This window comes from Blastococcus sp. SYSU D00820 (assembly GCF_054050695.1).
Genome location: NZ_JBJGZW010000035.1, coordinates 19,902 through 46,188, shown reverse-complemented (window position 1 = coordinate 46,188; position 26,287 = coordinate 19,902). Strand labels below are relative to the sequence as shown.

Genomic DNA, 26,287 nt, shown 5'->3' with positions numbered 1-26,287 from the left:
GGGGGGGGGGGGGGGCGGCCCCCACCCCCCCCCCCCCCCCCCCCCCCACCGCCGGCTCAGGTGGCGGGGCTGGGGTCGGTCCGCTCCTCGGCGGGAGCCGCCTGCACGTCGTTCACCTGGTACTTCTCGACGGCCTGCCGGACGACGTCGCGGTCGACCTCACCGCGCTTGGCCAGCGACGCCAGCGTGCGGACGACGATCGACTCGGCGTCCACGTGGAAGTGCCGGCGCAGCGCCGGGCGGGTGTCGGAGAGCCCGAACCCGTCGGTGCCGAGCGTGGCCATCCCGCCGGGGACGAACGGCGCGATCAGGTCGGGGACGGACTTCATCCAGTCCGACACGGCCACGACCGGCCCGGGGGCGTCCTGCAGGCGCGAGGTCACGTAGGGCACGCGCTCCTCTTCGCCGGGGTGCAGGAGGTTCCACTCCTCGCACTCGTCGGCCTGCCGGCGCAGCTCGGTCCAGGAGGTGACCGACCAGACGTCGGCCGCCACGCCCCAGTCCTCGCGCAGCAGCTCCTGGGCGCGCAGCGCCCACGGCACGGCGACACCGGAGGCCAGCACCTGGGCCCTCGGCCCGTCGCCCTGGCCGGGGGCGTAGCGGTACATGCCGGCCAGCAGGCCCTGGACGTCGAGGTCCTCGGGCTCGGCCGGCTGGTGGAACGGCTCGTTGTAGACCGTCAGGTAGTACATGACGTCCGGCGACCGGTGCCCGCCCAGCGGCGCGCCGGGGTCGTTGCCGTACATCCGCACCAGGGCGTCCCGGGTGATGTGCGCGACCTCGTAGGAGAAGGCGGGGTCGTAGGTCACCACGGCCGGGTTGGTGTGCGCCAGCAGGATCGAGTGGCCGTCCTCGTGCTGCAGGCCCTCGCCGTTGAGCGTCGTCCGCCCCGCGGTGGCGCCGAGCACGAAGCCGCGGGTCATCTGGTCGGCGGCGGCCCAGAAGCCGTCGCCGGTCCGCTGGAACCCGAACATCGAGTAGAAGATGTAGATCGGGATCATCGGCTCGCCGTGCGTCGAGTACGACGTGCCGACGGCGGTGAACGACGCGGTGGACCCCGCCTCGTTGATGCCCTCGTGCAGGATCACGCCCTGCTCGGACTCCTTGTAGGCGAGCATCAGCTCGCGGTCGACCGAGGTGTAGCGCTGCCCGGCCGGGTTGTAGATCTTGTGCGACGAGAAGAGCGAGTCCAGGCCGAACGTGCGGGCCTCGTCCGGGATGATCGGCACGAACCGCGGGCCGAGCTCCGGGTCCTTCAGCAGCTCCTTGAGCAGGCGGACGAACGCCATCGTCGTCGCCACCTCCTGCTTGCCGGAGCCGCGGCGCAGGACGTCGAGCGCCTTGTCCTCGGGCGCCTTCAACGCCTTGAACTCCGAGCGGCGCCGCGGTACCGCCCCACCGAGGGCCCGCCGCCGCTCGAGCATGTACTGCATCTCGTCGGAGTCGGGGTCGGGCTTGTAGTACGGCGGCAGGGTCTTGTCCAGCGCCGAGTCGGGGATGTCCAGGTAGAGCCGGTCGCGGAAGAGGGCGAGGTCCTCGGCGGTCAGCTTCTTCATCTGGTGCGTGGAGTTGCGGCCCTCGAAATGGCTGCCGAGCGTCCAGCCCTTGATGGTCTTGGCGAGGATGACCGTGGGCTGGCCCTTGTGCTCCTGCGCCGCCTTGAACGCCGCGTAGACCTTGCGGTAGTCGTGCCCGCCGCGGGAGAGGTTCCAGACCTCCTTGTCGCTCATGTTCTCCACGAGCTTGCGGGTGCGGGGGTCGCGGCCGAAGAAGTGCTCGCGGACGAAGGCGCCGTCCTCGGCCTTGTAGGTCTGGTAGTCGCCGTCCGGCGTCTGGTTCATGAGGTTGACCAGCGCGCCGTCGCGGTCGGCGGCCAGCAGCGCGTCCCACTCCCGGCCCCAGATCACCTTGATGACGTTCCAGCCGGCGCCGCGGAAGAAGGACTCCAGCTCCTGGATGACCTTGCCGTTGCCGCGCACCGGGCCGTCGAGGCGCTGCAGGTTGCAGTTGACGACGAAGGTGAGGTTGTCCAGCTCCTCGCGGGCGGCCAGGCCGATCAGGCCCAGCGACTCCGGCTCGTCCATCTCGCCGTCGCCGAGGAAGGCCCAGACGTGCTGGTCGGAGGTGTCCTTGATGCCGCGCGCGTGCAGGTAGCGGTTGAACCGCGCCTGGTAGATCGCGTTCATCGGGCCCAGGCCCATCGAGACGCTGGGGAACTCCCAGAAGTCCGGCATCAGCCGCGGGTGCGGGTAGGACGACAGCCCGCCGCCGGGGTGGCTGACCTCCTGGCGGAAGCCGTCGAGCTGCTGCTCGGACAGCCGACCCTCGAGGAAGGCGCGGGCGTAGATGCCGGGGGAGGCGTGCCCCTGGAACCAGATCTGGTCGCCGCCGCCGGGGTGGTCCTTGCCGCGGAAGAAGTGGTTGAAGCCGACCTCGTACAGCGACGCCGACGACGCGTAGGACGAGATGTGCCCGCCGACGCCGATCCCGGGCCGCTGCGCGCGGTGCACCATGATCGCGGCGTTCCACCGGATGTAGGCGCGGATGCGGCGCTCGACGTGCTCGTCGCCGGGGAACCAGGGCTCGCGCTCCGGCGGGATGGTGTTGATGTAGTCGGTGCTGCGCAGGGCCGGGACGCCCACCTGCTGCTCCCGGCTGCGCTCCAGCAGCCGCAGCATCAGGTAGCGGGCGCGGCCGCGGCCGGCGTGGTCGACGACGGCGTCGAGGGAATCGACCCACTCCTGGGTCTCGTCGGGGTCGGTGTCGACCAGTTGGCTGGGCAGCCCGTCGGTGATGACCGACCGGGGCTGGCCTCCGTCGCGGGCGGGATCGCCGTCCGACTGCTGCGGTGCGCTCATGCGCCCATCGTCTCCCGCCGTGCGCCCCGAGTCACGCGCGCGTCCCTGTCGGAACTCGCGTCGCACGGCGCGCGCGGGCCGACGAGCCCTCGCGGAGCGCTTGCGCCTGACCAGGCATGCCCTACGCTTCCGCCCACGCGTACCGAACAGCCGGCGCGCGCAGTACCGAGGGCGGAAGGGGTGACATGACCAGGCTGCGGGTGAGTCTCCCGCCGGTCCTGTCCGTCCCCACGCCGTCGGGTACCCCCCTTCCCGCACCTCCCCGGCCCGCGGCCGGGCAGCACCTCGACGGCGGCCGTGCGACCGCCACCTACCCCATGGAGGAACAGCAGGGATGAGCGTCGACTCGGGCAGCGCCAGCATGGCGGCCCGGCTGGGCATCAAGCCGGGCATGGTCGTGCAGGAGCTCGGCTGGGACGAGGACGCCGACGAGGACCTGCGCGACTCCATCGTCGAGGTCTCCGGCAGCGAGATGGTCGACGAGGACACCGACGAGGTCGCCGACGTCGTCGTCCTGTGGTGGCGCGAGGACGACGGCGACCTGTTCGACGCCCTCACCGACGCCCTGACGTCGCTGGCCGACGAGGGCGTCGTCTGGCTGCTGGTGCCCAAGTCCGGCCGCCCCGGCCACGTCGAGCCCGGTGACGTCACCGAGGTCGCGCCCACGGCGGGGCTGCAGCAGACCAGCAGCATCTCGGCGGCCAAGGAGTGGTCGGGCATCCGCCTGGTCACGCCGAAGGCGGCGCGCTCCCGGCGATGACCGCCCCAGCGTCGGGGCGGGACGCCGCGTGCGGCACGATCTCAGGCCATGAGCCTCTCCGTCGGTGACGTCGCGCCCGAGTTCAGCCTCCCCGACCAGGACAAGCAGGTCGTGTCCCTCGCGGAGCTCCGCGGGACGCCGGTCCTGCTGGTCTTCTACCCGTTCGCCTTCTCCGGCATCTGCACCGGCGAGCTGTGCCAGCTGCGGGACGAGCTGACCACCTACACCGACGCCGGGGTGCGGGTGCTCGCCATCAGCACCGACCCCGTCTTCAGCCTCAAGGCCTTCCGCGAGAAGGAGGGCTTCGACTTCCCGCTGCTGTCGGACTTCTGGCCGCACGGCGTGACCGCGCAGGCCTACGGCGTCTTCAACGAGAAGGCCGGCATGGCCGTGCGTGGCACCTTCCTGGTCGACGCCGAGGGGAAGATCGCCTTCGCCGAGGTCAACCAGCCCGGTGACGCCCGTCAGCAGAGCGGCTGGAAGGACGCGGTCGCGCAGCTGGCCGCCTGATCCACCACGGGGTGGGGGGGGGGGGGGGGGGGGGCGGCCCCCCCCCCCCCCCCCCCCCCCCCCCCCCCCCCGCCCCCCCCCCCCCCCCCCCCCCCCCCCCCCCCCCCCCCCCCCACCACCCGGGGCCCGCCTGCAGGCTCCCGTCGCGAGCGTCGAGCGGCGGGGGGCAGGCGGGTCCTTATGCTGGGGCGTGCGGGGCGCGTAGCTCAGCGGGAGAGCTCTCGCCTTACAAGCGAGCGGTCGCAGGTTCGATCCCTGCCGCGCCCACCTCTGGTCCCGCGTCAGTGCCACCCCGGCCGCACGGTCCGCTGCCGGGGCGCGCCGTCCCACTCCGCGAGCGGCGCGGACTGCCACCACCACTGCGGGTCGTCGGGCACGCCGGCCACGGTGGCCCGGCCGGTCACCGCCAGGAGCAGCTCGCCGCCGGTCGCGGCGGCGGCGTCCAGCCACGGGAAGACCCGCGCCACCGTCCGGGCGCAGACGTCCTCCGGGAGCTCCAGCGGGATGCCGAGGGCCCCGGCGGCGTCCGTGCCGTGGACGAGCAGCTCGGTGACCGCCATCCCCGCCCAGCCGGCAGCGTCGGCCCGTCCGCTGGGGTGGAACGCGCGGCCGTCGCCGAGGTCGCGGAGCTGGCCGGCGAGCACGTGGGCGCCGGTCAGCACGTTGTCCAGCTGCTCGGACGGCGGGGCGGAGCGCCCGTCGCGGAGCACGGGCAGCCTGCGGTCGGCCCGCCGGGCGACCTGGCCGGCGTAGAAGACCAGCGCGTCGGCGACGTGCTCGACGGTGCGGGCCGCGGTCCAGCGGGTCGGCGCCGCGACGTCCTGCCAGCGGGGGTCGTCGTCGGGGCAGCCGGCCAGGACCTGGAGCACCTCGGCGGCGGTGACGACGTCATCGGGCGTGGGCACGGCGGGAGTCTGGCACCGGCGCAGCCGGGCCGGGGGCCTGCCGCGCTCAGGCCGCCCGCGCCGCCGCGACCGGGCTGCCCGCCACCGGGACGTCGGGCCGCGGGAACGCCGGCCGCAGCACCAGCGGCGCCCGGAACGGCGACCAGGTGCCCTCGGGCTGGGCCAGCCGGTCGGCCAGCGCGTACAGCACCGCCGGGTGGTGGCCCAGGCCCAGGTGGCTGGCGTAGACGGCGATGTTCTCCGTGCGCGGGCCGGGGGTCTCCAGGCACGTCTGCCAGTGGACGATGCCGTCCTGGCGGGAGTAGATCGACGTCGCCGGTACCGGCATCGGCGCCGTCTCGCTCTGCAGCGGCAGCGACAGGGTGTCCACGTGCAGGTGGGAGAAGCGCTCGAACACCGGGGTGGCGCGGGTCTGGCTGTGCCGGGTGAGCCGGAACGGGCTGCCCAGGGTGACCACCTGGCGCACCGAGTCGGGGGTCTGGCGCGCCAGCTCGCGGGCGAAGATGCCGCCGAGGCTCCAGCCGACGAGGCTCAGCGGCCGGCCGTAGCGGTCGGAGAGGTCGTCCAGCCGCCGGCGCATGCCGTTGACGCACGCCGGGGTGGGGCCGATGTTGCGGCCCAGCCGCCAGCCGTGCACCCGGTAGCCCAGCCGCCGCAGCACCGAGCGCAGCGCCCGGGTGGAGGCGTCGTCGGCCAGCAGGCCGGGCAGCACGAGGACGGGGTGGGCGTCGCCCTGCGGGAGCCGGGGGAGCAGCGGCCGCGCGGCGAGGTACAGCCCGAAGTCCGCGACCGCCCGGGTGGGCTCGGTGAGGTACAGCGGGAGCGCCGGACCGTCGTCCTGCAGTCGTGCCACGTCGTCCTCCTGCCGGTTCCCGGTCCGTCGGTACGGGCCTGTACCAATGTGCGGCCTGGCTCACACCCGGTGCATCCGCCGCGCTACGCAGATGTTGCCCAAATGTGTCCTGCGTCATAGCGGTCGCTCACGTCCGCCCGGTAGCGCCCTGCGGCGGCGCGGCGCGCGTGCCACGGTGGGGGCACGACCAGCGGGAGGAGAACGGGTGGACGAGGCGAGCGCTCCGGGGCAGAGCCGCACGGTGGACCTCGACGGGCCGGTGCACTACATCGACTTCGGCGGCCGGGCGGACGGCCCGACGCTGGTGCTGGTGCACGGGCTGGGCGGCTCGCACCTGAACTGGGACCTGCTCGCCCCGCTGCTCACCCCGCACGCCCGCGTGTACGCCCTCGACCTGCCCGGCTTCGGCCGCAGCGAGCCGGGCAGCCGGCGCGCCAGCGTGCCGGCCAACGTGCTGGTGCTCGACCGCTTCGTGCGCGAGGTCGTCGGCGGCCCGGTGGTGCTGGTCGGCAACTCGATGGGCGGGATGATCTCGCTGTTCGCGGGGGCGCGGTCGGCGCAGACGGTCACCGGCCTGGTGCTGCTCGACCCGGCGATCCCCGGACCGCGCCGTGCGCTGGACCCCTTCGTCGCCCTGCAGTTCGCGGTCTACGCCGTCCCCTTCGTCGGCGAGCGGTTCCTGTGGCTGCGCCGCACCCGCCAGACGCCGCTGACCCGGGTCCGCGAGATGCTGCGCCTGGTGGGCGTGCAGCCCGACAGCCTGCCGGCGTCGATCATCGACCGGTCGGTGACGCTGCTGGAGGAGCGGCAGGACGTCGAAGGCATGGACAAGGCGTTCCTCGCCGCCGCCCGCTCGCTGCTGTGGGTGCTCGCCGACCCGCGCCGCTACCGGGAGGCGATGCAGGCGGTGACCCAGCCGGTGCTGCTGGTGCACGGCGACCGCGACCGGCTGGTGCCGGTCGCCGCCGCCCGCGACGCGGCGCGCACGCACCCGGCGTGGCGCTACGTCGAGCTGCCCGACGTGGGCCACGTGCCCCAGCTGCAGGTGCCCGGCGTCGTCGCCGAGCACGTGCTGGCGTGGCTGGACGAGACCGCGGAGGTGCGCTCCCCGGCGTGAGCCGGGTCAGCCCGCCCGGAACGTGTCCCGCAGCGCCTCCAGGCCGCTGTAGTGCGGACGCCAGCCCAGCTGCTCCCTGGCCCGGGTGGTGTCCATGATCACCGGGTGGCTCATGGCCTCCACCCACTCGGCGGCGGGCGGGAGGAACGGCAGGGCCGCGACGGCGCGGGCCGCCGCCTGCGCCGGTCCCGGGGGCACGGGGATGGGCAGCGCGCCGAACTCCCGCGCGACGTCGGCGGCGGTGAGGACGCCGTCCCCGGCGATGTTGTAGGCCCCGGGCGGTCCTGCGGCCACCACGCACAGCTGCAGCGCCTGGCCGACGTCGTCCTCGTGGACGAACTGCAGCGGCAGCTCCGGCACGACCACCGGGAGCGGCACCGGCAGCCGGCGCGGCCGGCTGAACAGCCGGCGGCCGAGCGGCGCCAGCGGGCCGGGCAGGACGTCCTTCCCGCCGATCACGTTGGGGCCGAGCACCACCGGCGGGCGCAGCAGGTAGAGCGCCAGCGACGGCGTGTCGGCCGCCTCCAGCCGCAGCAGCCGCTCGAGCTCGGCCTTCTCCTGCGCGTAGAACAGCCGGGTCGCCGGGCGCACCGGCCAGGCCTCCTCGATCAGCTCCGGGGTGTCGGGGTGGAAGCCATAGGCGGCCACCGAGGAGGCGTAGACGAACCGCCGGGCGCCGGCGTCGGCGGCGGCGCGGAAGACGTTGAGCGTGCCGTCGACGTTGATCGCCCGGGTGGTCTCCCGGGAGGCGTTGCCGGTGATGAGGAACGCCAGGTGCACCACCACGTCGGCGCCGGCGAACGCCTCGCGCAGCGCCTCGGGGTCGCGGACGTCTCCGCGCCGGTACTCCATCTTCGTCCAGCCGCGCTCGGCCGGGTCGAACGGACGGCGGGCGATGCCCACGATCCGCGACACCCGGTCGTCGGCCTGCAGCAGGGGCACCAGGCCGGCGCCGAAGGTGCCGGTCGGGCCGGTGACGGCAACGGTCAGGTCGGTCTCGGCAGCCACCTGGCCCCGCTACCCGCCCGCGCCTGCCTCACACCGCCGGCTCAGCGGGCCGCGGCCTTCTTGCCCTTGCCGCCGCCGCCGGAGGCGGCCTTCTGCCCGCCGCCGGAGGGCGCCGCCTTCTCCCCGCCGGAGGCGGCCGCCTTCTCCCCGCTGCCGGCGGCGGCCGCCCGCTCGGCGCCGGCGGTCGCCGCGAGCTCCTTGAGTTCGTCGAGCCCGCGCCGGATGCCGCCGGCGAGGACGTCGATGTCGGGGAAGCCGTCGAAGTCGGCGTTGATGCCGAAGGTCATCGTGTTCAGGTAGGAGAAGATCCCGATCGACACCCGCGTGCCGCCGGCGATCGGCACGTAGGCGTGCGCCGAGCACATCCGCCGGCCGAGCACGTACAGCGGCACCCGCGGGCCGGGCACGTTCGTGGTGACCGCCTGCGAGTAGAACTGGCTGGCGCCCAGGGCCGCGCGCACGCCCAGCGAGAGCAGCGTCGGGGCCACGAAGTCGCCCATCGCGATGATCGAGCGGGCGTCGACCAGCTGCATCATCGACTTGTACTCGTCCATCTGCCGGCGCACCGAGGCCAGCCGGGCGGCCGGGTCGGGTTCGGCGACCGGCAGGTCGACGAAGACGGCGGTGATCCGGTTGTCGAGCTTGTTGCGCTCGGTCTCCTGCCGCATCGAGATCGGCACCATCGACCGCACGACCAGGCCGTCGCGCAGCGAGCCGCGCCGCTCCAGCAGGTCGCGGAAGCCGCGGGTGATGGCGGCGAGGACGACGTCGTTGACGGTGCCGCCCAGCGCGGTGCGCACGCCCTTGAGCTCGTCGAACTCCGCCTCGGTCCACGCCCAGCGCCGGTGCGGGCCGATCGGGCCCGACAGCGACCGGGCCACCGGGGTGGTCAGCTGCCTGGCCAGCGTCGGGATGCCGCCGAGCAGCGAGCGGGTAGTGCTCACCGCGCCCTTGGCCAGCCGGCCGACGCTGCCGGTGACGTCGGCGGTGTGGGTCAGCTGGCGCAGCGGCTCGGTGATCGCCTCCTGCACCGCGCCGGCGACGATCTCGACGCTCGAGGGGGAGCGCTGCGGCGTCCAGTCCTGCGGCTCGGAGTGCTTGGCGTCGGGAGTGAGGTCGAACATCAGCTGCATGAGGTCGGTGCCGGCGACGCCGTCGACCATGCAGTGGTGGACCTTGGAGATGATCGCCCAGCGGCCGTTCTCCAGGCCCTCGACCAGCCACAGCTCCCACAGCGGCTTGGCGAGGTCCAGGCGCTGACCGAGCACCCGGCCGGCCAGGTTGCGCAGCTGCTCCTCGCTGCCCGGGCTGGGCACCGCGGTGTGCCGCACGTGGTACAGGATCTGGAAGTGCGGGTCGTCGACCCACAGCGGGCGGCCGAGCTGCATCGGCACCGGCCGCACCCGCTGCCGGTAGCGCGGCACCAGCGGCAGCTTGCTGAGCAGCAGCCGGATGATCTCGCCGTAGGTGGGGGCCGGGCCCTCGAAGACGGCGACCGAGCCCACGTGCAGCGGGGTGTTCTCGCTCTCGGCGTAGTAGAAGCCGGCGTCGGTCGGGCTCAAGCGGTCCACGGTCTGCTCCTCGCGTTCCGCTGCCGGGCGGCCGGCAGCAGGTCGTCGTCCCCGTCGTGGTGCTCCGCGAAGCTATGAGCGGCCCGGGGCCGGCGCAAGCCGGGCTGTGGCGCGAGGCACAGTCGCTGCTCAACCGGCCGCGCGGTCGTCCCGGAGGCGCTGCTCGACCCGGTCGAGCAGCTCGAGCAGCGCGCGGTCGACCACCTCGGTGCGGGTCAGGTTGACGCTGTGCCCGGCTCCCGGCACGACCACCAGCTCGGTGCCGGGGCCGAGCAGCTCGGCCAGGCGGCGGCCGTGGCCGACCGGGGTGAGCCGGTCGTGCGTCGCGGCGACGACGGTGACCGGCACCCGGCCCAGCACCGGCAGGGCGGCGGTCTCGTCGTGGTCGAGGAAGGTCGCCCAGAACGCCATCGTCACCGGGTACGGGGTCTCCTCCAGCAGCGTCTGCACGAGGCGGACGTCGGCGAGGTCGGCGTCGTCCCGGCCGAACAGGTAGCGCCGGGTGAACCAGCGGCCGATCCGGGTGCCGCGGCGGCGGAACCGCTCCAGCAGCGGCGCGAGCGCCTGCAGGACGCGCAGGTACAGCGGCAGCAGGCCGACGGCGCGCACCACCTTCAGCGCCCAGCCGACGACGCCGCTGCTCACCAGGCCGCCGGCCGAGGTGGCCAGGAGGAACGCGCCCACGACCCGGCCGCCGACGAGCTCCGGGCGCTGGCGGGCCAGCGCCATCACGCTCATCCCGCCCATCGAGTGCCCGGCCAGCACGACCGGCCCCTCGGGGACGACGGCGTCCAGCACCTGGCCCAGGTCGCGGCCGGTGCGGTCGATGGTGGCCGCGGTCAGCCGGGTCCAGCCCGAGCGCCCGTGGCCGCGGTGGTCCCAGAACACCAGGCGGGCGCGGCCGCGCAGCGCGGCCCGCTGCAGGTCCCACTCGGCCGAGCGGGCGGTGAAGCCGTGGCTGAACACCACGGTGAGCGCGGCGTCCTCGGGGCCGTCCACCTCGACGTGCAGGTCGACGCCGTCGTCGGTGCGCACGGTGCGCGAGCCCGGTGGCGGCGGGCCGGGCGGGAGGGGGACCGGGGACATGACGCCGGGCGGCAGGGGCACCCGCCCATCCCAGGGGCGGGGGAGGGGCGGCGCAACCGCGCGGCTCAGCTGCCCGCGGGTCGCCCCGGCGCGGCGTCGCGCACCAGCCGCCGCGCCGCGTCGACCTCCCGCGCGACGGGGGCGAGCACGCCCTCGGCGTGGATCTCGGCGTCGTCGGGCGACCGGTGCTCGCGGACGTCGTCCTCCAGCTCCCGGATGGCCTTGCGCAGCACCGCCACCTGCGCGAGGTCGGGGGCCGGTTCCCCGGTGCGGACGGCGATGACCGCCTCGGTGACCGCGTCCGAGGTCCGCTCCAGCTGCACGATGACCGGCCACCAGGCCGCCGCCCGCGTGCTGATCGGGGGCGGCTCGGCCAGCCGGCGCTGCAGCTGGGTCTGCAGCTCGGTGAGCGCCCGGTAGCTGCGCCGCCGCGCCCGGCGGCGCTCGGCCGGGCTGCCGGTGAACGCCGCCTCGACGAACCGGTCGAGGGCGGAGGCGGCGTCGCGCAGCGCCTCGTCCAGCGGTGCCCGCCAGGTCTGCGGCCACAGCGCGTACCCGATGACCAGCACGATCGCGCAGCCGACCAGGGTGTCGACCAGCCGGGCGCCGACCAGCTCCGGGCCGCCGGGCAGGGCGAGGTCCAGCAGCAGGATGATCACCGGCGTCTGGAAGACGGAGAACAGCCCGAAGTTCGCCGCCCGGGCCCAGGGCAGCAGCCCGGCCGCCACGGCCATGGCCACCAGCACCCAGCCGTTGCGGGGCAGCACGCTCAAGAGCAGCGAGCCGACGAGCACGCCCAGCAGGGTGCCCGCCCCGCGCTGCACGGCCCGGGTGAACACCGAGCCGAAGTCGGGCTTGAGCACGATCGCGACGGTCAGCAGCACCCAGTACGGCCGCTCCAGCGGCAGGGTCTGGCGGGCGATCTCCGCGATCGTCATGCACAGCGTCAGGCGGACGGCGAAGCCGCGGCTGTCGGGGCTGGCCACCGTGCGGTCGGCGAGGTCGCGCAGCCGGGTCCGCAGATCCGGCCGCTGCTGCGGCACCGCGGCGCCGGCGCGCTCCTCGGGGTCGCCGACGACGTTCCACACCAGCCGCAGCCCGTGCCGCACCGCCCGCCGGGTGGGCGCCCCCTCCTCCAGCGGGGCCGGCCGGTCCGGCGGCAGCTCGCGCTCGCCGGTGACCGCGGCGGCCAGCGCGTGCACCGCCGTCACGTCGCGGGGGTCGACCGGCACCCCCGCGCGCACGCTGGCCACCGCGCCCTCCACCAGGGGAGCGGCGGCGTTGAGGACGCCGGCGAGCTCGGAGAGCTCCCGGTTCCGCCCGGCGGAGTGGCTGCGGGAGCGGATGACCCGGTCGTAGGCGTCGTTGAGCGCGGTGGTCAGCCGGCGGCGCGCCTCGTCGACGTCGTCGGTGCCCACGGCGGCGAGCAGCTCGCCGATGCGGGTGAAGACGGCGGCGACGGCGGTGCGGTCGGGGTCGCGGGCGACGGTCGCGGCCTGCACCAGCGTGGTGAGCGTGGCCCAGGCCGCGCCGGCGAGGAAGAAGGCGACCTCGGCGGTGATCGGCAGCGGTGTCACCAGGCCCGAGGACAGGGCGGTGTAGACCAGCAGTTGCAGAGCGCCCAGGCTCAGCGCCGAGTTGACCGCGCTGATCAGCGCGGCCACCGCCGAGAGCAGCGCGACGACCAGCACCGGCAGCCAGCCGCCGCCCGCGGCGTACTGCCCGACGACCAGCCCGATGCCGCCCAGGCCGGCCGCCGCGGCGGTGCGCCGCAGCCGCTCCCGCAGCGGGCCGCCCATCGGGGCCAGCGCCCCGGCGAGCGCGCCGGTCGTGGCGAAGACGCCCGCGCCGAGCTCCGGGCCCTGCTCGATCCCCCCGGCCACCAGCACGGCGACGGCCAGCGGCGTGGGCACGGTGACGGCGAAGCGGACGACGTCGCGCCACGGCACGGCGGGAGGCGTGGTGCGGACCAGCTCCTCCAGCCACGCCGGCGCCCGCAACCCCCTCTCCGCCACGGCGTCGAGCCTGCCATCCCTGGCACGCTGCCCGCGTGGCCACGGACGACGACGCGGTGCGCCCCGCCGACCCGGCCGACCTCCGCCTCCTCCCCGCCCTGGAGGCGGCCGCCGACGAGGTGTTCGGGCCGCTCGGCATGACCGACCTGCCGCCGCCGGCGTCCGCGGCGGAGCGGGCCGCGGCCTGGCGGGTGCTGGTCGCCGGCCGGCCGCCGGCCGGGTTCGCGGTGCTGGAACGGGTGGACGACGACGTCCACCTGGAGCAGCTGTCGGTGCACCCGGCCGCCGCCCGGCGCGGGCTGGGCAGCGCGCTGCTGGCGGCCGCCGTGGCGGAGGCGAGCGCGGCCGGGGCCCGGCGGATCACGCTCACGACCTACGCCGACGTGCCGTGGAACGCCCCCTGGTACGCCCGGCGCGGCTGGCGCGAGGACCCGGATCCGGGGCCCCGGCTGGCCGCGGTCCGCGCGCACGAGGCCGCCCTCGGCCTGGACCGGTACGGACGGCGGGTGGTCATGGTCCGCGACGTCGGCCCGCCCGGCCTCGCCTAGTCTCCGGCGCGTGCCCGCAACCCTCGGCGAGGTCGTCGCCGCCCTCGAGGCCCGCTACGACCCGGCGCTGGCCGAGGACTGGGACGCCGTCGGCCTGGTGTGCGGCGACCGGGACGAGCCGGTCGAGCGGGTGGTGTTCGCCGTCGACCCGGTGGCGGCCGTCGTCGACGAGGTGGTCGCCGCCGGCGCCGGCCTGCTGGTCACCCACCACCCGCTGTTCCTCCGCGGCGTGCACGGCATCCCGGCCGACGACCCCAAGGGCCGCCTGGTGCACCGGCTGGTCCGGGCCGGCGCGGGGCTGTTCGCCGCGCACACGAACGCCGACCGGGCGCCCGACGTCGGGGTGAACGCCGCGCTCGCCGCGGCCCTCGGGCTGGTCGACGCCGTCCCCCTGGAGCCGGTGCCCGGCCGGCCCGGAGCCGGCCTGGGGCGGATCGGCCGGCTGCCGCGGCCCACCACGCTCCGGGACTTCGCCGCGCACGCCGCGGCCCGGCTGCCGCGCACCGCCTGGGGCGTGCGGATCGCCGGTGACCCCGACCGGCAGGTCGCCACCGTCGCCGTGTGCGGAGGCAGCGGCGGCTCGCTGACCGGCGCCGCCGCGGCCGCCGGCGCCGACGTCCTCCTCACCAGCGACCTGCGGCACCACCCCGCGTCGGAGACCCAGGAGTCGGGTGGCCCGGCCCTCTGTGACGTAGCACACTTCGCCAGCGAGTGGCCCTGGCTGCCGGTGGCCGCGCGGACGTTGCGCGACGACCTGTCCGGGCGGGTCGAGGTGGTCGTCTCGACGATCCGCACCGATCCGTGGACCTGGCACACGGGGGCCGAGGGCTGAACGCCGGGCCCGGCCCGGGGGAGGAGGACGACGTTGTCCACCGCTGCTCCGCCGCCGGGCCGCGAGCGCCGGTCACCCGAGGGGCTCGCGCCGGCGCGCAGCGACCGCAGCCCCTGGAACTGGCTGCTGCTCGTGCCGATCGTCGCGGTGCTGGTCGTGCCGCTCTACAACTCCGTCGAGCCGACGCTCTTCGGCTGGCCGCTGTTCTACTGGCTGCAGCTGGCCTTCGTGGCGCTCGGGGTGGCGACGACCGCGCTGGTCTACCGCATGACCCGGCGCAGCCCCGAGCAGCAGCGGGCCGCCCGTGACGCCATCGCCCGTGACGCCATCGCCCGGGACTCCGGCGCCCGGGACACCGGCCCCCGCGACGGGGAGGGCTGAGCGGTGGACGGCGTCAACACCGTCGAGCTGACGATCGTCGTCGCGCTGTTCCTGGTGGTCACCGTGATGGGCTTCGCCGCCGCGCGGTGGCGGCGGGCGCAGAGCCTCATGCACCTGGACGAGTGGGGCCTGGGCGGGCGCAGCTTCGGCTCGTGGATCACCTGGTTCCTGCTCGGCGGCGACCTCTACACGGCGTACACCTTCGTCGCCGTGCCGGCGCTGATGTTCGGTGCCGGCGCGGCCGGGTTCTTCGCCGTCCCGTACACGATCATCATCTATCCGCTGGTCTTCCTCGTGGTGATCCGGCTGTGGTCGGTCAGCCACGTCCGCGGGTTCGTCACCCCGGCCGACTTCGTCCGGTCGCGGTTCGACTCCCCGACGATGGCGCTGCTGGTGGCGATCACCGGGATCGTCGCGACGATGCCCTACATCGCCCTGCAGCTGGTCGGCATCGAGGCGGTGCTCAAGGCGATGGGGGTCGAGGGCGAGCTGCCGCTGATCGTCGCGTTCGTGATCCTCGCGCTGTACACCTACAACTCCGGGCTGCGGGCGCCGGCGCTGATCGCCTTCGTCAAGGACACGCTGATCTACCTGACGATCATCGTGGCGGTCATCGTGATCCCGTCGAAGCTCGGCGGGTGGGACGCGATCTTCGGTGCGGCCGAGGAGAAGTTCCCCAGCGGCACGATCCTCCCGGCGTCGGGGCAGCTCGGGTACGCGACCCTGGCCCTGGGCTCGGCGCTCGCACTCTTCCTCTACCCGCACTCGATCACCGGCGTGCTGGCCGCCAGCAACCGCGACGTGCTCAAGCGGAACATGAGCGCGCTGCCGCTCTACAGCCTCGCCCTCGGGCTGATCGCGCTCCTGGGGTTCATGGCGATCGCCGCCGGGGTGGAGCCGATCGGCGGGGACGGCAACACCGTCGTCCCGGTGCTGTTCCAGGAGATGTTCCCCAGCTGGTTCGCCGGCATCGCGTTCGCCGCGGTCGGCATCGGGGCGCTGGTGCCGGCGGCGATCATGTCGATCGCCGCGGCGAACCTGTTCACCCGCAACATCTACAAGGAGTACCTGAAGAAGGACGCCACCCCGCACCAGGAGGCGCGGGTGGCCAAGATCGTCTCGCTGGTGGTCAAGTTCGGCGCGGTCGCGGCGATCCTCTTCCTCGATCCGCAGTTCTCCATCGACCTGCAGCTGATCGGCGGCGTGATCATCCTGCAGACGCTGCCGTCGGTGGCGCTGGGGCTGTTCACCCGGTGGCTGCACCGGGGCGCGCTGATCGCCGGGTGGGTCGCGGGCATGGCCACCGGGCTGCTGATGGTCTACGACATCCCGCGGCTGGGGCCAGACGGCTCCGTCGTCCGGGAGCACTTCGGCGGGTCGTCCTATCCGCTCGCGAACTTCGGCTTCGACAGCCAGGCGTCGGTCTACGCCGGATTCCTCGCGCTGCTGGCCAACCTGCTGGTGGCGGTGGTCGTGACCGTCGTCCTCCGGGCGATGCGGGTGGACGACGGCGTCGACGGGACGGCGCCCAGCGACTACACCGCCGAGCGCGAGGACCCCACCGTCCGCGACCTGCCCGACCCACTGGAGTCGGCGCCGCCGGGAGCCGCCGGGGCAGGGAGCCGGGCTGCGCCCCGGTAGTCGGAGGACCCCGTGCCCCCCACCGCTCGCAGGCTCGCGGCCGGACCCTGCACGGGGCCTGAGGCCAGAGGCCGGGGCTGCGCCCCGGTAGTCGAAGGACCCCGTGCCCCCCACCGCTCGCAGGCTCGCGGCGGGACCCTGCACGGGGCCTGAGGCCAGAGGCCGGGGCTGCGCCCCGGTAGGTTGATGTGGTGAAGGCCGACCACTTCGACCAGCAGAAGCTCCTGGCCCTCGCGGCCGAGGACGTCGCGCTCGGCCAGCTCGCCCACCGGCGCAGGAACCTCCCGGAGAACGCCGCGGTCGAGGCCGCCGCCGAGGCCGAGCGCGGGTTCTCCGACGCCGTGGTGCGCGCCGAGACCGCCGTCCGCGACCTCGAGCGCGACGTGAAGCGGCTCGAGGCCGACGTCGAGACCGTGCGCCAGCGTGCGGCGAAGGACCAGCGGCTGCTGGACTCCGGCAGCGTGTCGGCCAAGCAGATGACCGACCTCCAGCACGAGCTGCAGTCGCTGGCCCGCCGCCAGGGCGACCTGGAGGACCAGGAGCTCGAGCTCATGGAGCAGCTGGAGACGGCCGAGGCCGCGCTGGCCGAGGCCCGGCAGGGCCTGGAGGGTGCGCGCGCCGAGCGGGAGCGCGCCGAGCAGCTGCGCGACGACGCGCTCGCCGACATCGCCGACGGCACCGCCCGGCACGAGCAGGCACGGTCCGACGCGGCCGCCACCATCCCGGCGGCGCTGCTGGCGCTCTACGACCGGGTCCGCGCCCAGACCGGCACGACCGGCGCGGCGATGCTCAAGGCGCGGCAGTGCCAGGGCTGCCGGATCGAGCTGAACGGGCGCGAGCTCGCGGCGGTGCGCAACGCCGATCCGCACGAGGTCGTGCGGTGCGAGAACTGCGGGCGGATCCTGGTCCGCACCGCCGAGTCCGGACTGTGAGCCGCCGGTTCGTCGTCGAGGCGGACGGCGGCTCCCGGGGCAATCCCGGCCCGGCCGGCTACGGCGCGCTGGTGCGCGACCCCGCGACCGGAAAGGTCCTCGCCGAACGCGCCGCCTCGGTGGGCCGGGCGACGAACAACGTCGCCGAGTACGGGGGGCTGGTCGCCGGCCTGCAGGCCGTCCTCGACCTCTGCGGGGGCTCGGCCTCCGACGCCGAGGTCGAGGTGCGGATGGATTCCAAGCTCGTCGTCGAGCAGATGTCGGGTCGCTGGAAGGTCAAGCACCCCGACATGCAGAAGCTCGCGCTGCAGGCCTGCGCGATCGCCCGCGAGCTGGGCGCCGTCCGCTACACCTGGGTGCCGCGGGCGCAGAACGGCGCCGCCGACGCGCTGGCCAACAGCGCCATGGACGGCAAGCCGGTGCACCGTGACCTCGCCGCCGAGCCGGCCACCACCGAGGACGACGTCCAGCCGGTGGCCGAGCGCGCGCCGGTGGTCACCACGGTGACCCACCTGCTGCGGCACGGGCAGACCGAGCACACGCCCGAGCGGCGGTTCAGCGGCCGCAACGACCTGCCGCTGTCGGCGCTCGGGCGGGCCGAGGCCGAGGCTGCCGCCGTCCGCGCGGCCGGGCTGGGCATCGAGGTCGTGATCGCGTCGCCGCTGCGCCGCACCCGGGAGACCGCGGAGATCGTCGCCGGCGCGCTGGGCCTGCCGGTGGGCTTCGACGACGACCTGGTCGAGCTCGACTTCGGCGACCTCGAGGGGCTCACCCTGGCCGAGGCGCTGCAGCGGCACCCACTGGCCACCCGGCGGATGTTCGACGACGTCGCGGTGCCGGCCCCGGGCGGGGAGTCGATCGCCGACGTCAGCACCCGGGTCGGCCGGGCCCGCGCGCGCATCCTGCGGGAGCACCGCGGCCGCACCGTGCTGGTGGTCAGCCACGTGACGCCGATCAAGCTGATGCTGGCCGCGGCCCTCGACGTCGACGACGCCGTGGTGCACCGGCTGTTCCTCGGCGCGGCGTCGCTGTCGACCGTCGCCTGGTCGACCGACGGCCGGCACTCGGTGCGGCTGGTCAACGACACCATGCACATCGGCGCCCTCCAGGCGGCACCGCGGCCAGGTGCCGTCCCCGACCTGCGCTGAGCCCACCCGCGGGATCCGGCCGGGAGGCCTCCGGCCCCCGCGTCCGGACCCCGCAGGCTGTGGAACTACAGCCGGCCGGCGTCGATCACCCGGGCCAGGAACTGCCGGGTGCGCGGGTGCACCGGCTCGCCGAGCACCTGCTCCGGCGGGCCGGACTCCAGCAGCACCCCGCCGTCGAGGAACGCCACCGTGTCGGCCACCTGACGGGCGAAGCCCATCTCGTGGGTGGCCATCACGATGGTCATGCCCTGGCCGGCGACCTCGCGGACCACGCCGAGCACCTCACCGACCAGTTCGGGGTCCAGCGCGCTGGTGATCTCGTCGAGCAGCAGCACCCGCGGGCGGACGGCGAGCGCGCGGACGATCGCCACCCGCTGCTGCTGCCCACCTGACAGCCGGTCGGGGTACTCGCCGGCCTTGTCCGCCAGCCCGATGCGGGCCAGCAGCGCGTGTGCCTCCTCGACCGCCTCCGCCCGGGGCCGGCCGTGGACGGCGGTCGGTGCGAGCGTGACGTTGTCGAGCACGGACAGGTGCGGGAAGAGGTTGTAGGCCTGGAACACCACGCCCATGCGGCGGCGGACGGCGTCGGCGTCCACCCGCGGGTCGGTGACGTCCTCGCCGTCGAGCAGCACCTGCCCGTCGTTCACCGTCTCCAGCAGGCTGGCGCAGCGCAGCAGCGTGGACTTCCCCGAGCCCGAGCCGCCGATCAGCGCGACCACCTGGTGCTCGTCGACGGAGAGGTCGACCCCGCGCAGCACCACGTTGGTGCCGAACGCCTTCACGATGTTGCGCAGCTCGAGGACGCTCACAGCAGCGACCCGCTCTGCTGCCGCCGCCGTGCCCGCGCCGTCACCGCGTCGGCCAGCCGCGCCGACGGGACGGCGAGCAGCACGAACAGCAGCCCGGCCACCACGTACGGCGTGAAGTTGAAGTCCTGGCCGACCATGATCTGCGCCGACCGGACGGCGTCCACCGCGCCGAGCACCGAGATCAGCCCGACGTCCTTCTGCAGCGCGACGAAGTCGTTGAGTAGCGCCGGCGTGACCGTGCGCAGCGCCTGCGGCAGGACGACGATCCGCATCGTCTGCCGGTGGGTGAGCCCGAGGGAGCGGGCGGCCAGCCGCTGGCTGGGGTGCACCGACTCGATGCCGGCCCGGAACACCTCGGCGACGTAGGCGCCGTAGGTCAGCACGATCGCGATCGTGCCCAGCACGAACGGCGACGTCGGGATGCCCTGCAGGCCCAGCGCCGGGAAGCCGAAGCCCACCAGGTAGAGCGTGATGATCAGCGGCACGCCGCGGAACAGGTCGACGTAGGCGGTCGCGAGGATCCGCAGCGGCGCGAACGCCGGCCCGCGGAGGGTGCGCACCACCGCGACCAGCAGGCCGAGCAGCAGCACCGCGATCCCGCCGACCACGAGCACCTGCAGGTTGACCAGCAGGCCCTCGGCGATCTCCGGCAGCGCCTCCCACGCCTTCTCGGGGGAGAAGAAGGTCGCCTGCACCCGCGGCCAGCCCGGCGACCGGGTGACCACCAGGTAGGCGACGACGGCGAAGAGCAGCGTCGAGGCCAGCGCGACCAGGGTCGAGCGACGCGCCCGGCGGCGCCGCCAGGCCCGCCGGTCCAGCTCCAGCGCGCTCGGCGGGGGCAGGACGGCGGGATCGGCGACGCCGCTCGGGGGATCGGCCGGACCGGTGCCCGGCAGGGTCGAGCTCAGTTGAGGACGGGGGCGTCGGCGACGTCGGCGAGCCACTCCTGCTCGAGCTCGGCCAGGGTGCCGTCCTCGCGGAGGGCGTCGACCGCCTGGCTCACGCAGTCGGTCAGCGGGCTGTCCTTGGCCAGGAGCAGGCCGAACTGGTCGCCGCCCTCCCCGGAGTCCTCGAGCTGGCCGACGATCACGCCGTTGTCCAGCTCGGCGGAGGTGATGTAGAAGGCGGTCGGCAGGTCGACCACGATCGCGTCGACCTGGCCGTTCTGCAGCGCGAGCTTGGCGTCGTCGTTGGAGTTGAACACCACCGGGTCGCTCTCGGGGTCGATGACCTCGGTGAGGACGTCGAGGCTCGTCGTGGCCACCTGGGCGCCGATCCGCAGGCCGCGGAGCTCCTCGACGCTGGTCGCGCCGTCGGCGGCGGAGCCGGCGGTGGTGATGACCGCCTGGGTCACCGTGTAGTACGGCGAGGAGAAGTCGACCGCCTGCCGGCGCTCCTCGGTGATCGAGAACTGGTTGATGTCGAAGTCGAACGGCCGGGGGCCGGGCTGGATGGCGGCGTTGAACGGCACGCGCGTCCAGGTGACCTGGTCCTCGGAGTAGCCGAGCTCCTCGGCGACCGCGTAGGCCACCGCGGCCTCGAAGCCCTCGCCGCTCTCCGGCGCGTCGCCGACCACCCACGGCTCGTAGGCCGGCTCGTCGGTGGCGATGGTGAGGGTCTCGGGCTCGAGGGTGTCGAGGTCGGCGGGGGTGCAGGACCCCGACCCGCCGGTCGAGCCGGAGCCGCCGGCGTCGGAGGACTCCTCCTGCGGAGCGCAGGCGGTGGCGGCCAGCGCGGTGGCGGCCAGGAGGGTGAGGACGAGCGGACGGCGGCGCATCGGGAGCCCCTTGCGGACGGGAGAGACGGCGGCAGGCATCCTAGATCGCAGCGGTCCTGTGCCCTGGCTCACGCCGAGCGGGGGATCCCCGCGGAATCAGCCGGCCGCCGCCGGCGCTGACCGGGACGCCGCTGCCGCCCGCTGCTGACACCTGGAGCACCCGTGACCGCGACCATCGCGCCCGCCACCCCCGCCGTGACCGGCGACGAGCGCACCCTGTCGCCCGCCGAGTACGAGAGCTGGGCCGCCGAGGTGCGGCGGCTGGCCGACGAGCGCGGCGCCGTGATCCTGGCGCACAACTACCAGGTGCCCGAGATCCAGGACGTCGCCCACTTCACCGGCGACTCCCTGTACCTGTCTCGGGTCGCCGCGCAGACCGACGCCCGGGAGATCGTCTTCTGCGGCGTCCACTTCATGGCCGAGACGGCGAAGATCCTGTCGCCGGACAAGACCGTGCTGCTGCCCGACCACGCGGCCGGCTGCTCGCTGGCCGACAGCATCACCGCCGAGCAGCTGCGCGAGTGGAAGGCCGAGCACCCCGGCGCCGTCGTGGTCAGCTACGTGAACACCACCGCGGCGGTGAAGGCCGAGACCGACATCTGCTGCACGTCGTCCAACGCCGCCGACGTCATCCGCTCCATCCCGGCCGACCGGGAGATCCTCTTCTGCCCCGACCAGTTCCTCGGTGCGCACGTCAAGCGGGTCACCGGCCGCGAGGACATCCACGTGTGGGCGGGGGAGTGCCACGTGCACGCGGGCATCAGCCCCTCCGACGTCCGCGCGCAGGTCGCCGCCCACCCGGACGCCGAGATCCTCGTGCACCCCGAGTGCGGCTGCACCACCTCGGTGCTGGACCTGGTCAGCCACGGCGACCTGCCCGCCGAGCGCACCCGCGTGCTCTCCACCGGCGGCATGGCCGAGGCCGCGGCGCGGACGACGGCCGGTCAGGTGCTGGTGGCCACCGAGGTCGGCATTCTGCACCAGCTGCGGGCGCTCAACAGCGGCACCCAGTTCATCCCGATGAACGAGCGCGCCGCCTGCCGGTACATGAAGATGATCACGCCCGGGAAGCTGCTGCACACGCTGCGCACCGGGGAGGGGGCCATCGACGTCGACCCCGACACCGCGGCGCGGGCGCGCCGGGCCGTCGAGGCGATGATCGCGATCGGGGAGCCCGGCCGCGGCGGGGAGTGATCGGGCCGGTCAGCCCACCGGCAGCAGCTCGCCGGCGCACAGCCAGCTCACCAGCTCGTCGGCGGGCAGCCCGCGGGAGTGCAGGTAGCCCTGCGACTCGTCGCAGCCCAGTGCTGCCAGCCGGGCGAGGGTCGCCTCGTCCTCCACGCCCTCGGCGACCACCCGCAGCCCCAGGCGGTGGGCCAGCTCGACGGTGCTGGCCACGATCGCCTCGGTGCGCGCGTCGGTGAGCAGCTCGGCGGTGAAGGACCGGTCGAGCTTGAGCTCGCCGACCGGGAGGGCCCGCAGGTAGGCCAGCGACGAGTAGCCGGTGCCGAAGTCGTCGATGCTGACCGTCGTCCCCAGGTCGGCCAGCGCCTGGATCACCTGGAGGCTGCGCTCGGGGTCGCTGAGCAGCACGCTCTCGGTGACCTCCAGCGTCAGGCTCTGCGGCCGCACGCCGTGCAGCCGCAGCAGGCCGGCCACCCGCTCCGGCAGGCGGGTGTCGAGCAGGTTGCTGGCCGACAGGTTGACCGACATGCGCAGGTCCAGGCCGGCGCGCTGCCACTGGGCGAGCTGGGCCACGGCGCCGGCGACCACCGTGTCGGTGAGGGTGCCCATCAGACCGTGGACCTCCGCCAGCGGGAGGAACTCACCCGGCGGCAGCAGGCCGCGCACCGGGTGCGCCCAGCGGACCAGCGCCTCGACGCCCACCACCCGGCCGGTCCCGACGTCGACCTGGGGCTGGTGGTGCAGCACGAGCTCGCCGCGGCCCAGGCCGGCGCGCAGCTCCTCGACCAGCGCGAGGTGGCCGCTGCTCACCGAGTGCCGGGCGACGTCGTAGACCGCGCTGCCGGTGCCCGAGCGCTTGGCGTCGTACATGGCGGCGTCGGCCTGCCGCAGGAGCGTGGTCGGGGTGCAGGAGCCGCCGGGGACGCCACCGGCCGCCGTCGTGCTGCCGATGCTGGCCGTGACGTGCACGGACATGCCCTCGACGAGGAACGGCTCGGCGAGCCGCTCGTGCAGCCGCCGGCAGAGGGCGGTGGCGGCCGCCTCCGGGACGGCGTCGGGCTCGAGGGCCGCGACGACGGCGAACTCGTCCCCGCCGAGCCGGCCCAGCAGGTCCCCCGCGCGCAGGGCGGGCTCGAGGCGGGCGGCGACCAGGCGCAGCAGCTCGTCGCCGGCGCCGTGCCCGAGGCCGTCGTTGACCTCCTTGAACTTGTCCAGGTCGAGGAGGGCGAAGGCCTGCGGCAGGCCGCCGCGGCCCAGCTCCTCGACCCGGCGCAGCACCGCCCGGCGGTTGGCCAGCCCGGTGAGCTCGTCGGTGAGCGCCTCGCGGCGGGAGACGGCCAGCTGGGCCAGCTCCCGGACGTTGACCAGCATCCGGAGGCCGGCGCCGAAGGCGGCCAGCGCCGCGCACCAGGTCGCCGCGGAGACCTGCGCGCTCAGCGACTGCGCCAGCAGGACCGCGGTGGAGGCCATGATCACCACGAAGGCGCCGATCGTGGAGGCGGTCGGATCGGTGGGCTGCGGCGCCGTCCGGGACGGGCGCAGGCAGGCGGTGACGGCGAGGGCGGCGATGCCCAGCGGCTCGACGGCGGCGGTCCAGGGCTGGAACGCACCGCCGGTCAGCAGGGTGGCCGCGTTGCCCACCAGCGAGGTGCTGAACAGCCCGGCGACCAGCCAGATCCGCGGGTCCCGGCGCATGGCGCCCAGGAACACCACGGACAGCGCGGTGCCGGCGAGCACGGCGCCGGTCGCGGCGTAGGCGAACAGCGGCTGGAGCTCGCCGAACGGCCGGGCGGCCAGGTCGCCGGGCAGGTACGGCGCGGCCACGTTCAGCACGGCCACCACGGCCAGCACGGCGGAGACGCCGTTGAGCACGTCGTTGGGGTCGGCCAGGCTGGTGCTGTAGCGGTTCCAGCGGATCAGGCCGCTGTAGAAGAACGGGAAGGCCACGACCGGCGTCCACGCCAGGAGCGCGGCGCCCGCCGCTGCGGCGGCCGGCACCTGGACGAGCACCGCGCAGGTGAGCACCAGCGTGCCGAGCACGACGGCGCCGAGCGCCAGCCGCCAGAAGACCGTCCGCTCGGTGGCGACCGTGCGCGCCCGCCACAGCAGCAGGGCGCAGATGCCGACGTGCATGGGCGCCCGGAGCAGGAGCCCGACCGGGCTGTCCGGGGCGGGCAGCGCGCCGGCGGGCAGCACGACGGCGGCCACCTGGAAAGCGGCGAGGCCGAGGACGGCAGCCAGCACCCAGCGCGGGGTGCCCGGCAGCAGCCGGGAGCGCGGAGTGGTGGCCATGCTGCCCAGATCGGTCCGCCGGCGGACCCGGTGTAGGTGCTGCGGCGCCGTCCACCCCATGGGGGGAGCGACGGGGTCAGACGCGGAGGAAGAGGTAGATCGAGACGCCGACCCCGAAGGCGACGATGAGCACCCGCAGCGGCGTCGTCGGGATGCGGCCGGCCAGGCGCGCGCCGAGGAAGCCGCCGACGAGGCTGGCGGGCGCCGCCACGGCCACCGCGACCCAGTGCACCGGGCCGAAGAGACCGAACACCACGAGGGTGACCGTGGCGGTGACCGTCGAGACCGCGGACTTCAGCGCGTTGGCCAGCTGCAGCCGGTGCAGGGCCAGCCCGAGGACGCCGAGCAGGATCACGCCCAGCGCGCCGCCGAAGTAGCCGCCGTAGACGGTGGCCAGGAACAGGGCGGGCATCAGCCAGCGGGGATCCCGGGTCGCGCCCCCGGCCGCGGCGGCCCGGACCCGGCGGGTGACCAGCGGCTGGACGGCGAGCATCGCGCTGGCCAGCAGCACGAGCACCGGGACGACGACGTCGAACGCGTCGCTCGGCGTCGTGAGGAGCAGGACGCACCCGGTGACGCCCCCGGCGACCGCGATGGCGCCGATCCGCAGCAGGCGGCGGGCCTGCCCGGCGTACTCCGCGCGGAAGCCCAGGACCCCGCCGATGTAGCCCGGCCACTGGGCCACCGAGTTGGTGACGTTGGCCGCCACGCTCCCCAGGCCCAGCGCGACCAGCACGGGGAAGAGGATCAGCGAGCCGCCTCCGGCGATGGAGTTGAGGGCCCCGGCGGCCAGCGCGACGCCGGCGACGACGATCAGGTCGGCGGGGGACACCCGAAGGACCCTACGGTGACCCCATGTCGCTGCCTCGCACCGCGAAGGTCTTGCTGGCTGCCCTCGGCGGGTCGGGAGTGCTGCACCTGGTGCGGCCGCGCACCTACGAGTGGCTGGTGCCCCCGGAGCTCGGCGACGCGCGGGCCTGGGTGACCACGTCGGGGGTCGCCGAGATCGCGACGGCCGGCCTGATGGCGGTGCCGGCCACCCGGCGGCTGGGCGGCTGGGCGGCTGCCGCGCTGCTCGTCGCCTTCGTGCCGGCGCACCTGCACACCTTCCGGGTGGTGCCGCGCACGCCGCTGCCCATGACGGTGGCGGCGGTGCGGTTGCCGTTGCAGGTGCCGCTCGTCCGGATCGCCCTGCGGGTGGCCCGTGGCCGCTGACCTCCTCCCCGACCTGCCCGACGACTGGTCGCGCGCGCTCGTCGTGGTCGCCCACCCGGACGACGTCGAGTACGGCTGCGCCGCCGCTGTGGCGGCATGGACCCGCGCCGGCCGGGACGTCCGGTACGTGCTGGCCACGAGCGGGGAGGCCGGGATCGCCGGGTGCCCGCCGGAGGTGGCCGGCCCCGTGCGCGAGGAGGAGCAGCGGCAGGCCGCGGCGCTCGTGGGCGTCTCGGTCGTCGAGTTCCTCGGGCACCCCGACGGCCGGCTGGTCGAGGGGCTGGAGCTGCGCCGCGCGATCGCCGCGGCGATCCGGCGGCACCGGCCGGAGCTGGTCGTCACCATGCACTGGGGTGAGACGTGGACCCCGCCCGGTGCGGCGCCGGCGTACTGGAACAGCGCCGACCACCGGGCGCTCGGCCGCAGCACGCTCGACGCGGTGGGCGACGCGGCCAACGAGTGGATCTTCCCGGAGCTGGCCGATCCCGAGCCGTGGCAGGGCGTGCGCTGGGTGGCGGTCTCGACGCCGGTCGGCGCCACGCACGCCGTCGACGTCACCGGGGTCGTGGACGTCGCGGTCGCCTCGCTGGCCGCGCACCGGCGCTACCTGCAGGCGCTGTCGGACGACCCGGTCGAGGAGCAGGCACGTCGACAGGTCGACATGGTGACCGAGGCGTCGGACCGGACCGGCGGCCGGCGGGTGGCCGGGTTCACGCTGTACGCGGGCTGAGCCGGGCGGGCCGGATCAGCCCGCGGCAGCTGTTCCCCCTCCGGATGCTCGTGCTCTGCCCACGGGTGTGGGCAGAGCACGAGCGCGCGTGGGGCATGCCGGTGCCGCCGGCTG

General features: G+C 74.9%; 24 protein-coding genes and 1 tRNA gene. 13 read left to right on the top strand and 12 right to left on the bottom strand.

The window, feature by feature from the left end; translation table 11 throughout:
* Positions 1–56 precede the first annotated feature (56 nt).
* On the bottom strand, positions 57–2,858 hold the full coding sequence (gene aceE, locus ACI79R_RS22960) for a pyruvate dehydrogenase (acetyl-transferring), homodimeric type (protein ID WP_456576002.1): 2,802 nt from the start codon (positions 2,856–2,858) through the stop codon (positions 57–59).
* A gap of 334 nt (positions 2,859–3,192) precedes the next feature.
* Between aceE and ACI79R_RS22955 the strand changes: the two genes are divergently transcribed.
* The 3 genes from ACI79R_RS22955 (at position 3,193) to ACI79R_RS22945 (ending at position 4,395) form a co-directional block, all read left to right on the top strand.
* A complete protein-coding gene (locus tag ACI79R_RS22955; protein ID WP_223220358.1) occupies positions 3,193–3,618 on the top strand; it encodes a DUF3052 domain-containing protein in 426 nt (141 codons plus the stop codon).
* Positions 3,619–3,666: 48 nt separating this feature from the next.
* Positions 3,667–4,128, top strand: a complete 462-nt coding sequence (locus tag ACI79R_RS22950) for a peroxiredoxin (protein ID WP_456576001.1) — start codon at positions 3,667–3,669, stop codon at positions 4,126–4,128.
* 195 nt (positions 4,129–4,323) lie between these two features.
* Positions 4,324–4,395 (top strand) — tRNA-Val (locus ACI79R_RS22945).
* A gap of 14 nt (positions 4,396–4,409) precedes the next feature.
* Here ACI79R_RS22945 and ACI79R_RS22940 read toward each other — a convergent pair.
* Both ACI79R_RS22940 and ACI79R_RS22935 read right to left on the bottom strand, forming a co-directional pair.
* Positions 4,410–5,033, bottom strand: coding sequence for a hypothetical protein (locus ACI79R_RS22940; RefSeq protein WP_456576000.1), 624 nt, complete (start codon positions 5,031–5,033; stop codon positions 4,410–4,412).
* Between the two features lie 46 nt (positions 5,034–5,079).
* On the bottom strand, positions 5,080–5,886 hold the full coding sequence (locus ACI79R_RS22935) for an esterase/lipase family protein (protein WP_456575999.1): 807 nt from the start codon (positions 5,884–5,886) through the stop codon (positions 5,080–5,082).
* Positions 5,887–6,091: 205 nt separating this feature from the next.
* Here ACI79R_RS22935 and ACI79R_RS22930 point away from each other — a divergent pair, with 205 nt between their 5' ends.
* Entirely contained in the window at positions 6,092–7,003 is a 912-nt protein-coding gene (locus ACI79R_RS22930; protein WP_456575998.1) for an alpha/beta fold hydrolase, read from the top strand.
* A gap of 6 nt (positions 7,004–7,009) precedes the next feature.
* Here ACI79R_RS22930 and ACI79R_RS22925 read toward each other — a convergent pair whose 3' ends face one another.
* From ACI79R_RS22925 to ACI79R_RS22910, 4 genes are all read right to left on the bottom strand, one after another.
* A complete protein-coding gene (locus ACI79R_RS22925) occupies positions 7,010–8,011 on the bottom strand; it encodes an NAD-dependent epimerase/dehydratase family protein (protein ID WP_456575997.1) in 1,002 nt (333 codons plus the stop codon).
* A 41-nt stretch (positions 8,012–8,052) separates the two neighbouring features.
* Positions 8,053–9,582 (bottom strand): WS/DGAT/MGAT family O-acyltransferase, encoded by a 1,530-nt coding sequence (locus ACI79R_RS22920; RefSeq protein WP_456575996.1) that lies wholly within the window; start codon positions 9,580–9,582, stop codon positions 8,053–8,055.
* A 129-nt stretch (positions 9,583–9,711) separates the two neighbouring features.
* Complete coding sequence (locus tag ACI79R_RS22915) at positions 9,712–10,689, bottom strand: alpha/beta fold hydrolase (protein ID WP_456575995.1); 978 nt, start codon at positions 10,687–10,689, stop codon at positions 9,712–9,714.
* Between the two features lie 44 nt (positions 10,690–10,733).
* Positions 10,734–12,683, bottom strand: a complete 1,950-nt coding sequence (locus tag ACI79R_RS22910) for an FUSC family protein (protein WP_456575994.1) — start codon at positions 12,681–12,683, stop codon at positions 10,734–10,736.
* A gap of 35 nt (positions 12,684–12,718) precedes the next feature.
* Between ACI79R_RS22910 and ACI79R_RS22905 the strand changes: the two genes are divergently transcribed.
* The 6 genes from ACI79R_RS22905 to ACI79R_RS22880 all read left to right on the top strand — a co-directional run bounded on the left by ACI79R_RS22905 (position 12,719) and on the right by ACI79R_RS22880 (position 18,165).
* Positions 12,719–13,231 carry a GNAT family N-acetyltransferase gene (locus ACI79R_RS22905; RefSeq protein ID WP_456575993.1) on the top strand — a complete coding sequence of 171 codons (513 nt, stop codon included), beginning with the start codon at positions 12,719–12,721 and terminating at the stop codon, positions 13,229–13,231.
* A 10-nt stretch (positions 13,232–13,241) separates the two neighbouring features.
* A complete protein-coding gene (locus tag ACI79R_RS22900; RefSeq protein WP_456575992.1) occupies positions 13,242–14,063 on the top strand; it encodes a Nif3-like dinuclear metal center hexameric protein in 822 nt (273 codons plus the stop codon).
* 33 nt (positions 14,064–14,096) lie between these two features.
* A complete protein-coding gene (locus tag ACI79R_RS22895; protein WP_456575991.1) occupies positions 14,097–14,444 on the top strand; it encodes a DUF3311 domain-containing protein in 348 nt (115 codons plus the stop codon).
* 3 nt (positions 14,445–14,447) lie between these two features.
* Positions 14,448–16,085, top strand: a complete 1,638-nt coding sequence (gene mctP / locus ACI79R_RS22890) for a monocarboxylate uptake permease MctP (protein ID WP_456575990.1) — start codon at positions 14,448–14,450, stop codon at positions 16,083–16,085.
* Between the two features lie 191 nt (positions 16,086–16,276).
* Complete coding sequence (locus ACI79R_RS22885; RefSeq protein WP_456575989.1) at positions 16,277–17,017, top strand: zinc ribbon domain-containing protein; 741 nt, start codon at positions 16,277–16,279, stop codon at positions 17,015–17,017.
* Positions 17,014–18,165 (top strand): bifunctional RNase H/acid phosphatase, encoded by a 1,152-nt coding sequence (locus tag ACI79R_RS22880; protein ID WP_456575988.1) that lies wholly within the window; start codon positions 17,014–17,016, stop codon positions 18,163–18,165. Before ACI79R_RS22885 ends, ACI79R_RS22880 begins: the two co-directional genes overlap by 4 nt.
* 65 nt (positions 18,166–18,230) lie before the next feature.
* On the opposite strand, the gene ACI79R_RS22875 is transcribed toward ACI79R_RS22880, so the two are convergent.
* The 3 genes from ACI79R_RS22875 to ACI79R_RS22865 are packed head-to-tail and all read right to left on the bottom strand — an operon-like array spanning position 18,231 to position 20,751.
* Complete coding sequence (locus ACI79R_RS22875) at positions 18,231–18,974, bottom strand: amino acid ABC transporter ATP-binding protein (RefSeq protein ID WP_456575987.1); 744 nt, start codon at positions 18,972–18,974, stop codon at positions 18,231–18,233.
* Positions 18,971–19,918 (bottom strand): amino acid ABC transporter permease, encoded by a 948-nt coding sequence (locus tag ACI79R_RS22870; RefSeq protein WP_456575986.1) that lies wholly within the window; start codon positions 19,916–19,918, stop codon positions 18,971–18,973. The genes ACI79R_RS22875 and ACI79R_RS22870 overlap by 4 nt, the downstream gene beginning before the upstream one ends.
* Positions 19,879–20,751 (bottom strand): ABC transporter substrate-binding protein, encoded by an 873-nt coding sequence (locus ACI79R_RS22865; RefSeq protein WP_456575985.1) that lies wholly within the window; start codon positions 20,749–20,751, stop codon positions 19,879–19,881. Before ACI79R_RS22865 ends, ACI79R_RS22870 begins: the two co-directional genes overlap by 40 nt.
* Positions 20,752–20,913: 162 nt before the next feature.
* On the opposite strand from ACI79R_RS22865, the gene nadA reads away from it, so the two are divergent.
* On the top strand, positions 20,914–21,945 hold the full coding sequence (gene nadA, locus ACI79R_RS22860) for a quinolinate synthase NadA (protein WP_456575984.1): 1,032 nt from the start codon (positions 20,914–20,916) through the stop codon (positions 21,943–21,945).
* A gap of 9 nt (positions 21,946–21,954) precedes the next feature.
* On the opposite strand, the gene ACI79R_RS22855 is transcribed toward nadA, so the two are convergent.
* Together ACI79R_RS22855 and ACI79R_RS22850 are read right to left on the bottom strand one after the other, a co-directional pair.
* Entirely contained in the window at positions 21,955–24,228 is a 2,274-nt protein-coding gene (locus ACI79R_RS22855) for a putative bifunctional diguanylate cyclase/phosphodiesterase (protein WP_456575983.1), read from the bottom strand.
* A gap of 76 nt (positions 24,229–24,304) precedes the next feature.
* The gene (locus ACI79R_RS22850; protein ID WP_456575982.1) at positions 24,305–25,060 is read right to left on the bottom strand and encodes a sulfite exporter TauE/SafE family protein; all 756 of its coding nucleotides are present in this window, start codon (positions 25,058–25,060) and stop codon (positions 24,305–24,307) included.
* A 23-nt stretch (positions 25,061–25,083) separates the two neighbouring features.
* Between ACI79R_RS22850 and ACI79R_RS22845 the strand changes: the two genes are divergently transcribed.
* Entirely contained in the window at positions 25,084–25,443 is a 360-nt protein-coding gene (locus ACI79R_RS22845) for a DoxX family protein (RefSeq protein WP_456575981.1), read from the top strand.
* Complete coding sequence (locus ACI79R_RS22840) at positions 25,433–26,173, top strand: PIG-L deacetylase family protein (RefSeq protein ID WP_456575980.1); 741 nt, start codon at positions 25,433–25,435, stop codon at positions 26,171–26,173. Before ACI79R_RS22845 ends, ACI79R_RS22840 begins: the two co-directional genes overlap by 11 nt.
* The last annotated feature ends 114 nt before the right edge of the window (positions 26,174–26,287 follow it).

Excerpts from the sequence above, each read along its gene's own strand:
- ACI79R_RS22855 (WP_456575983.1), bottom strand. The coding sequence starts at position 24,228 with ATGGCCACCACTCCGCGCTCCCGGCTGCTGCCGGGCACCCCGCGCTGG.
- ACI79R_RS22955 (WP_223220358.1), top strand. The coding sequence starts at position 3,193 with ATGAGCGTCGACTCGGGCAGCGCCAGCATGGCGGCCCGGCTGGGCATC.
- ACI79R_RS22950 (WP_456576001.1), top strand. The coding sequence starts at position 3,667 with ATGAGCCTCTCCGTCGGTGACGTCGCGCCCGAGTTCAGCCTCCCCGAC.
- aceE (WP_456576002.1), bottom strand. The coding sequence starts at position 2,858 with ATGAGCGCACCGCAGCAGTCGGACGGCGATCCCGCCCGCGACGGAGGC.
- ACI79R_RS22865 (WP_456575985.1), bottom strand. The coding sequence starts at position 20,751 with ATGCGCCGCCGTCCGCTCGTCCTCACCCTCCTGGCCGCCACCGCGCTG.
- ACI79R_RS22845 (WP_456575981.1), top strand. The coding sequence starts at position 25,084 with ATGTCGCTGCCTCGCACCGCGAAGGTCTTGCTGGCTGCCCTCGGCGGG.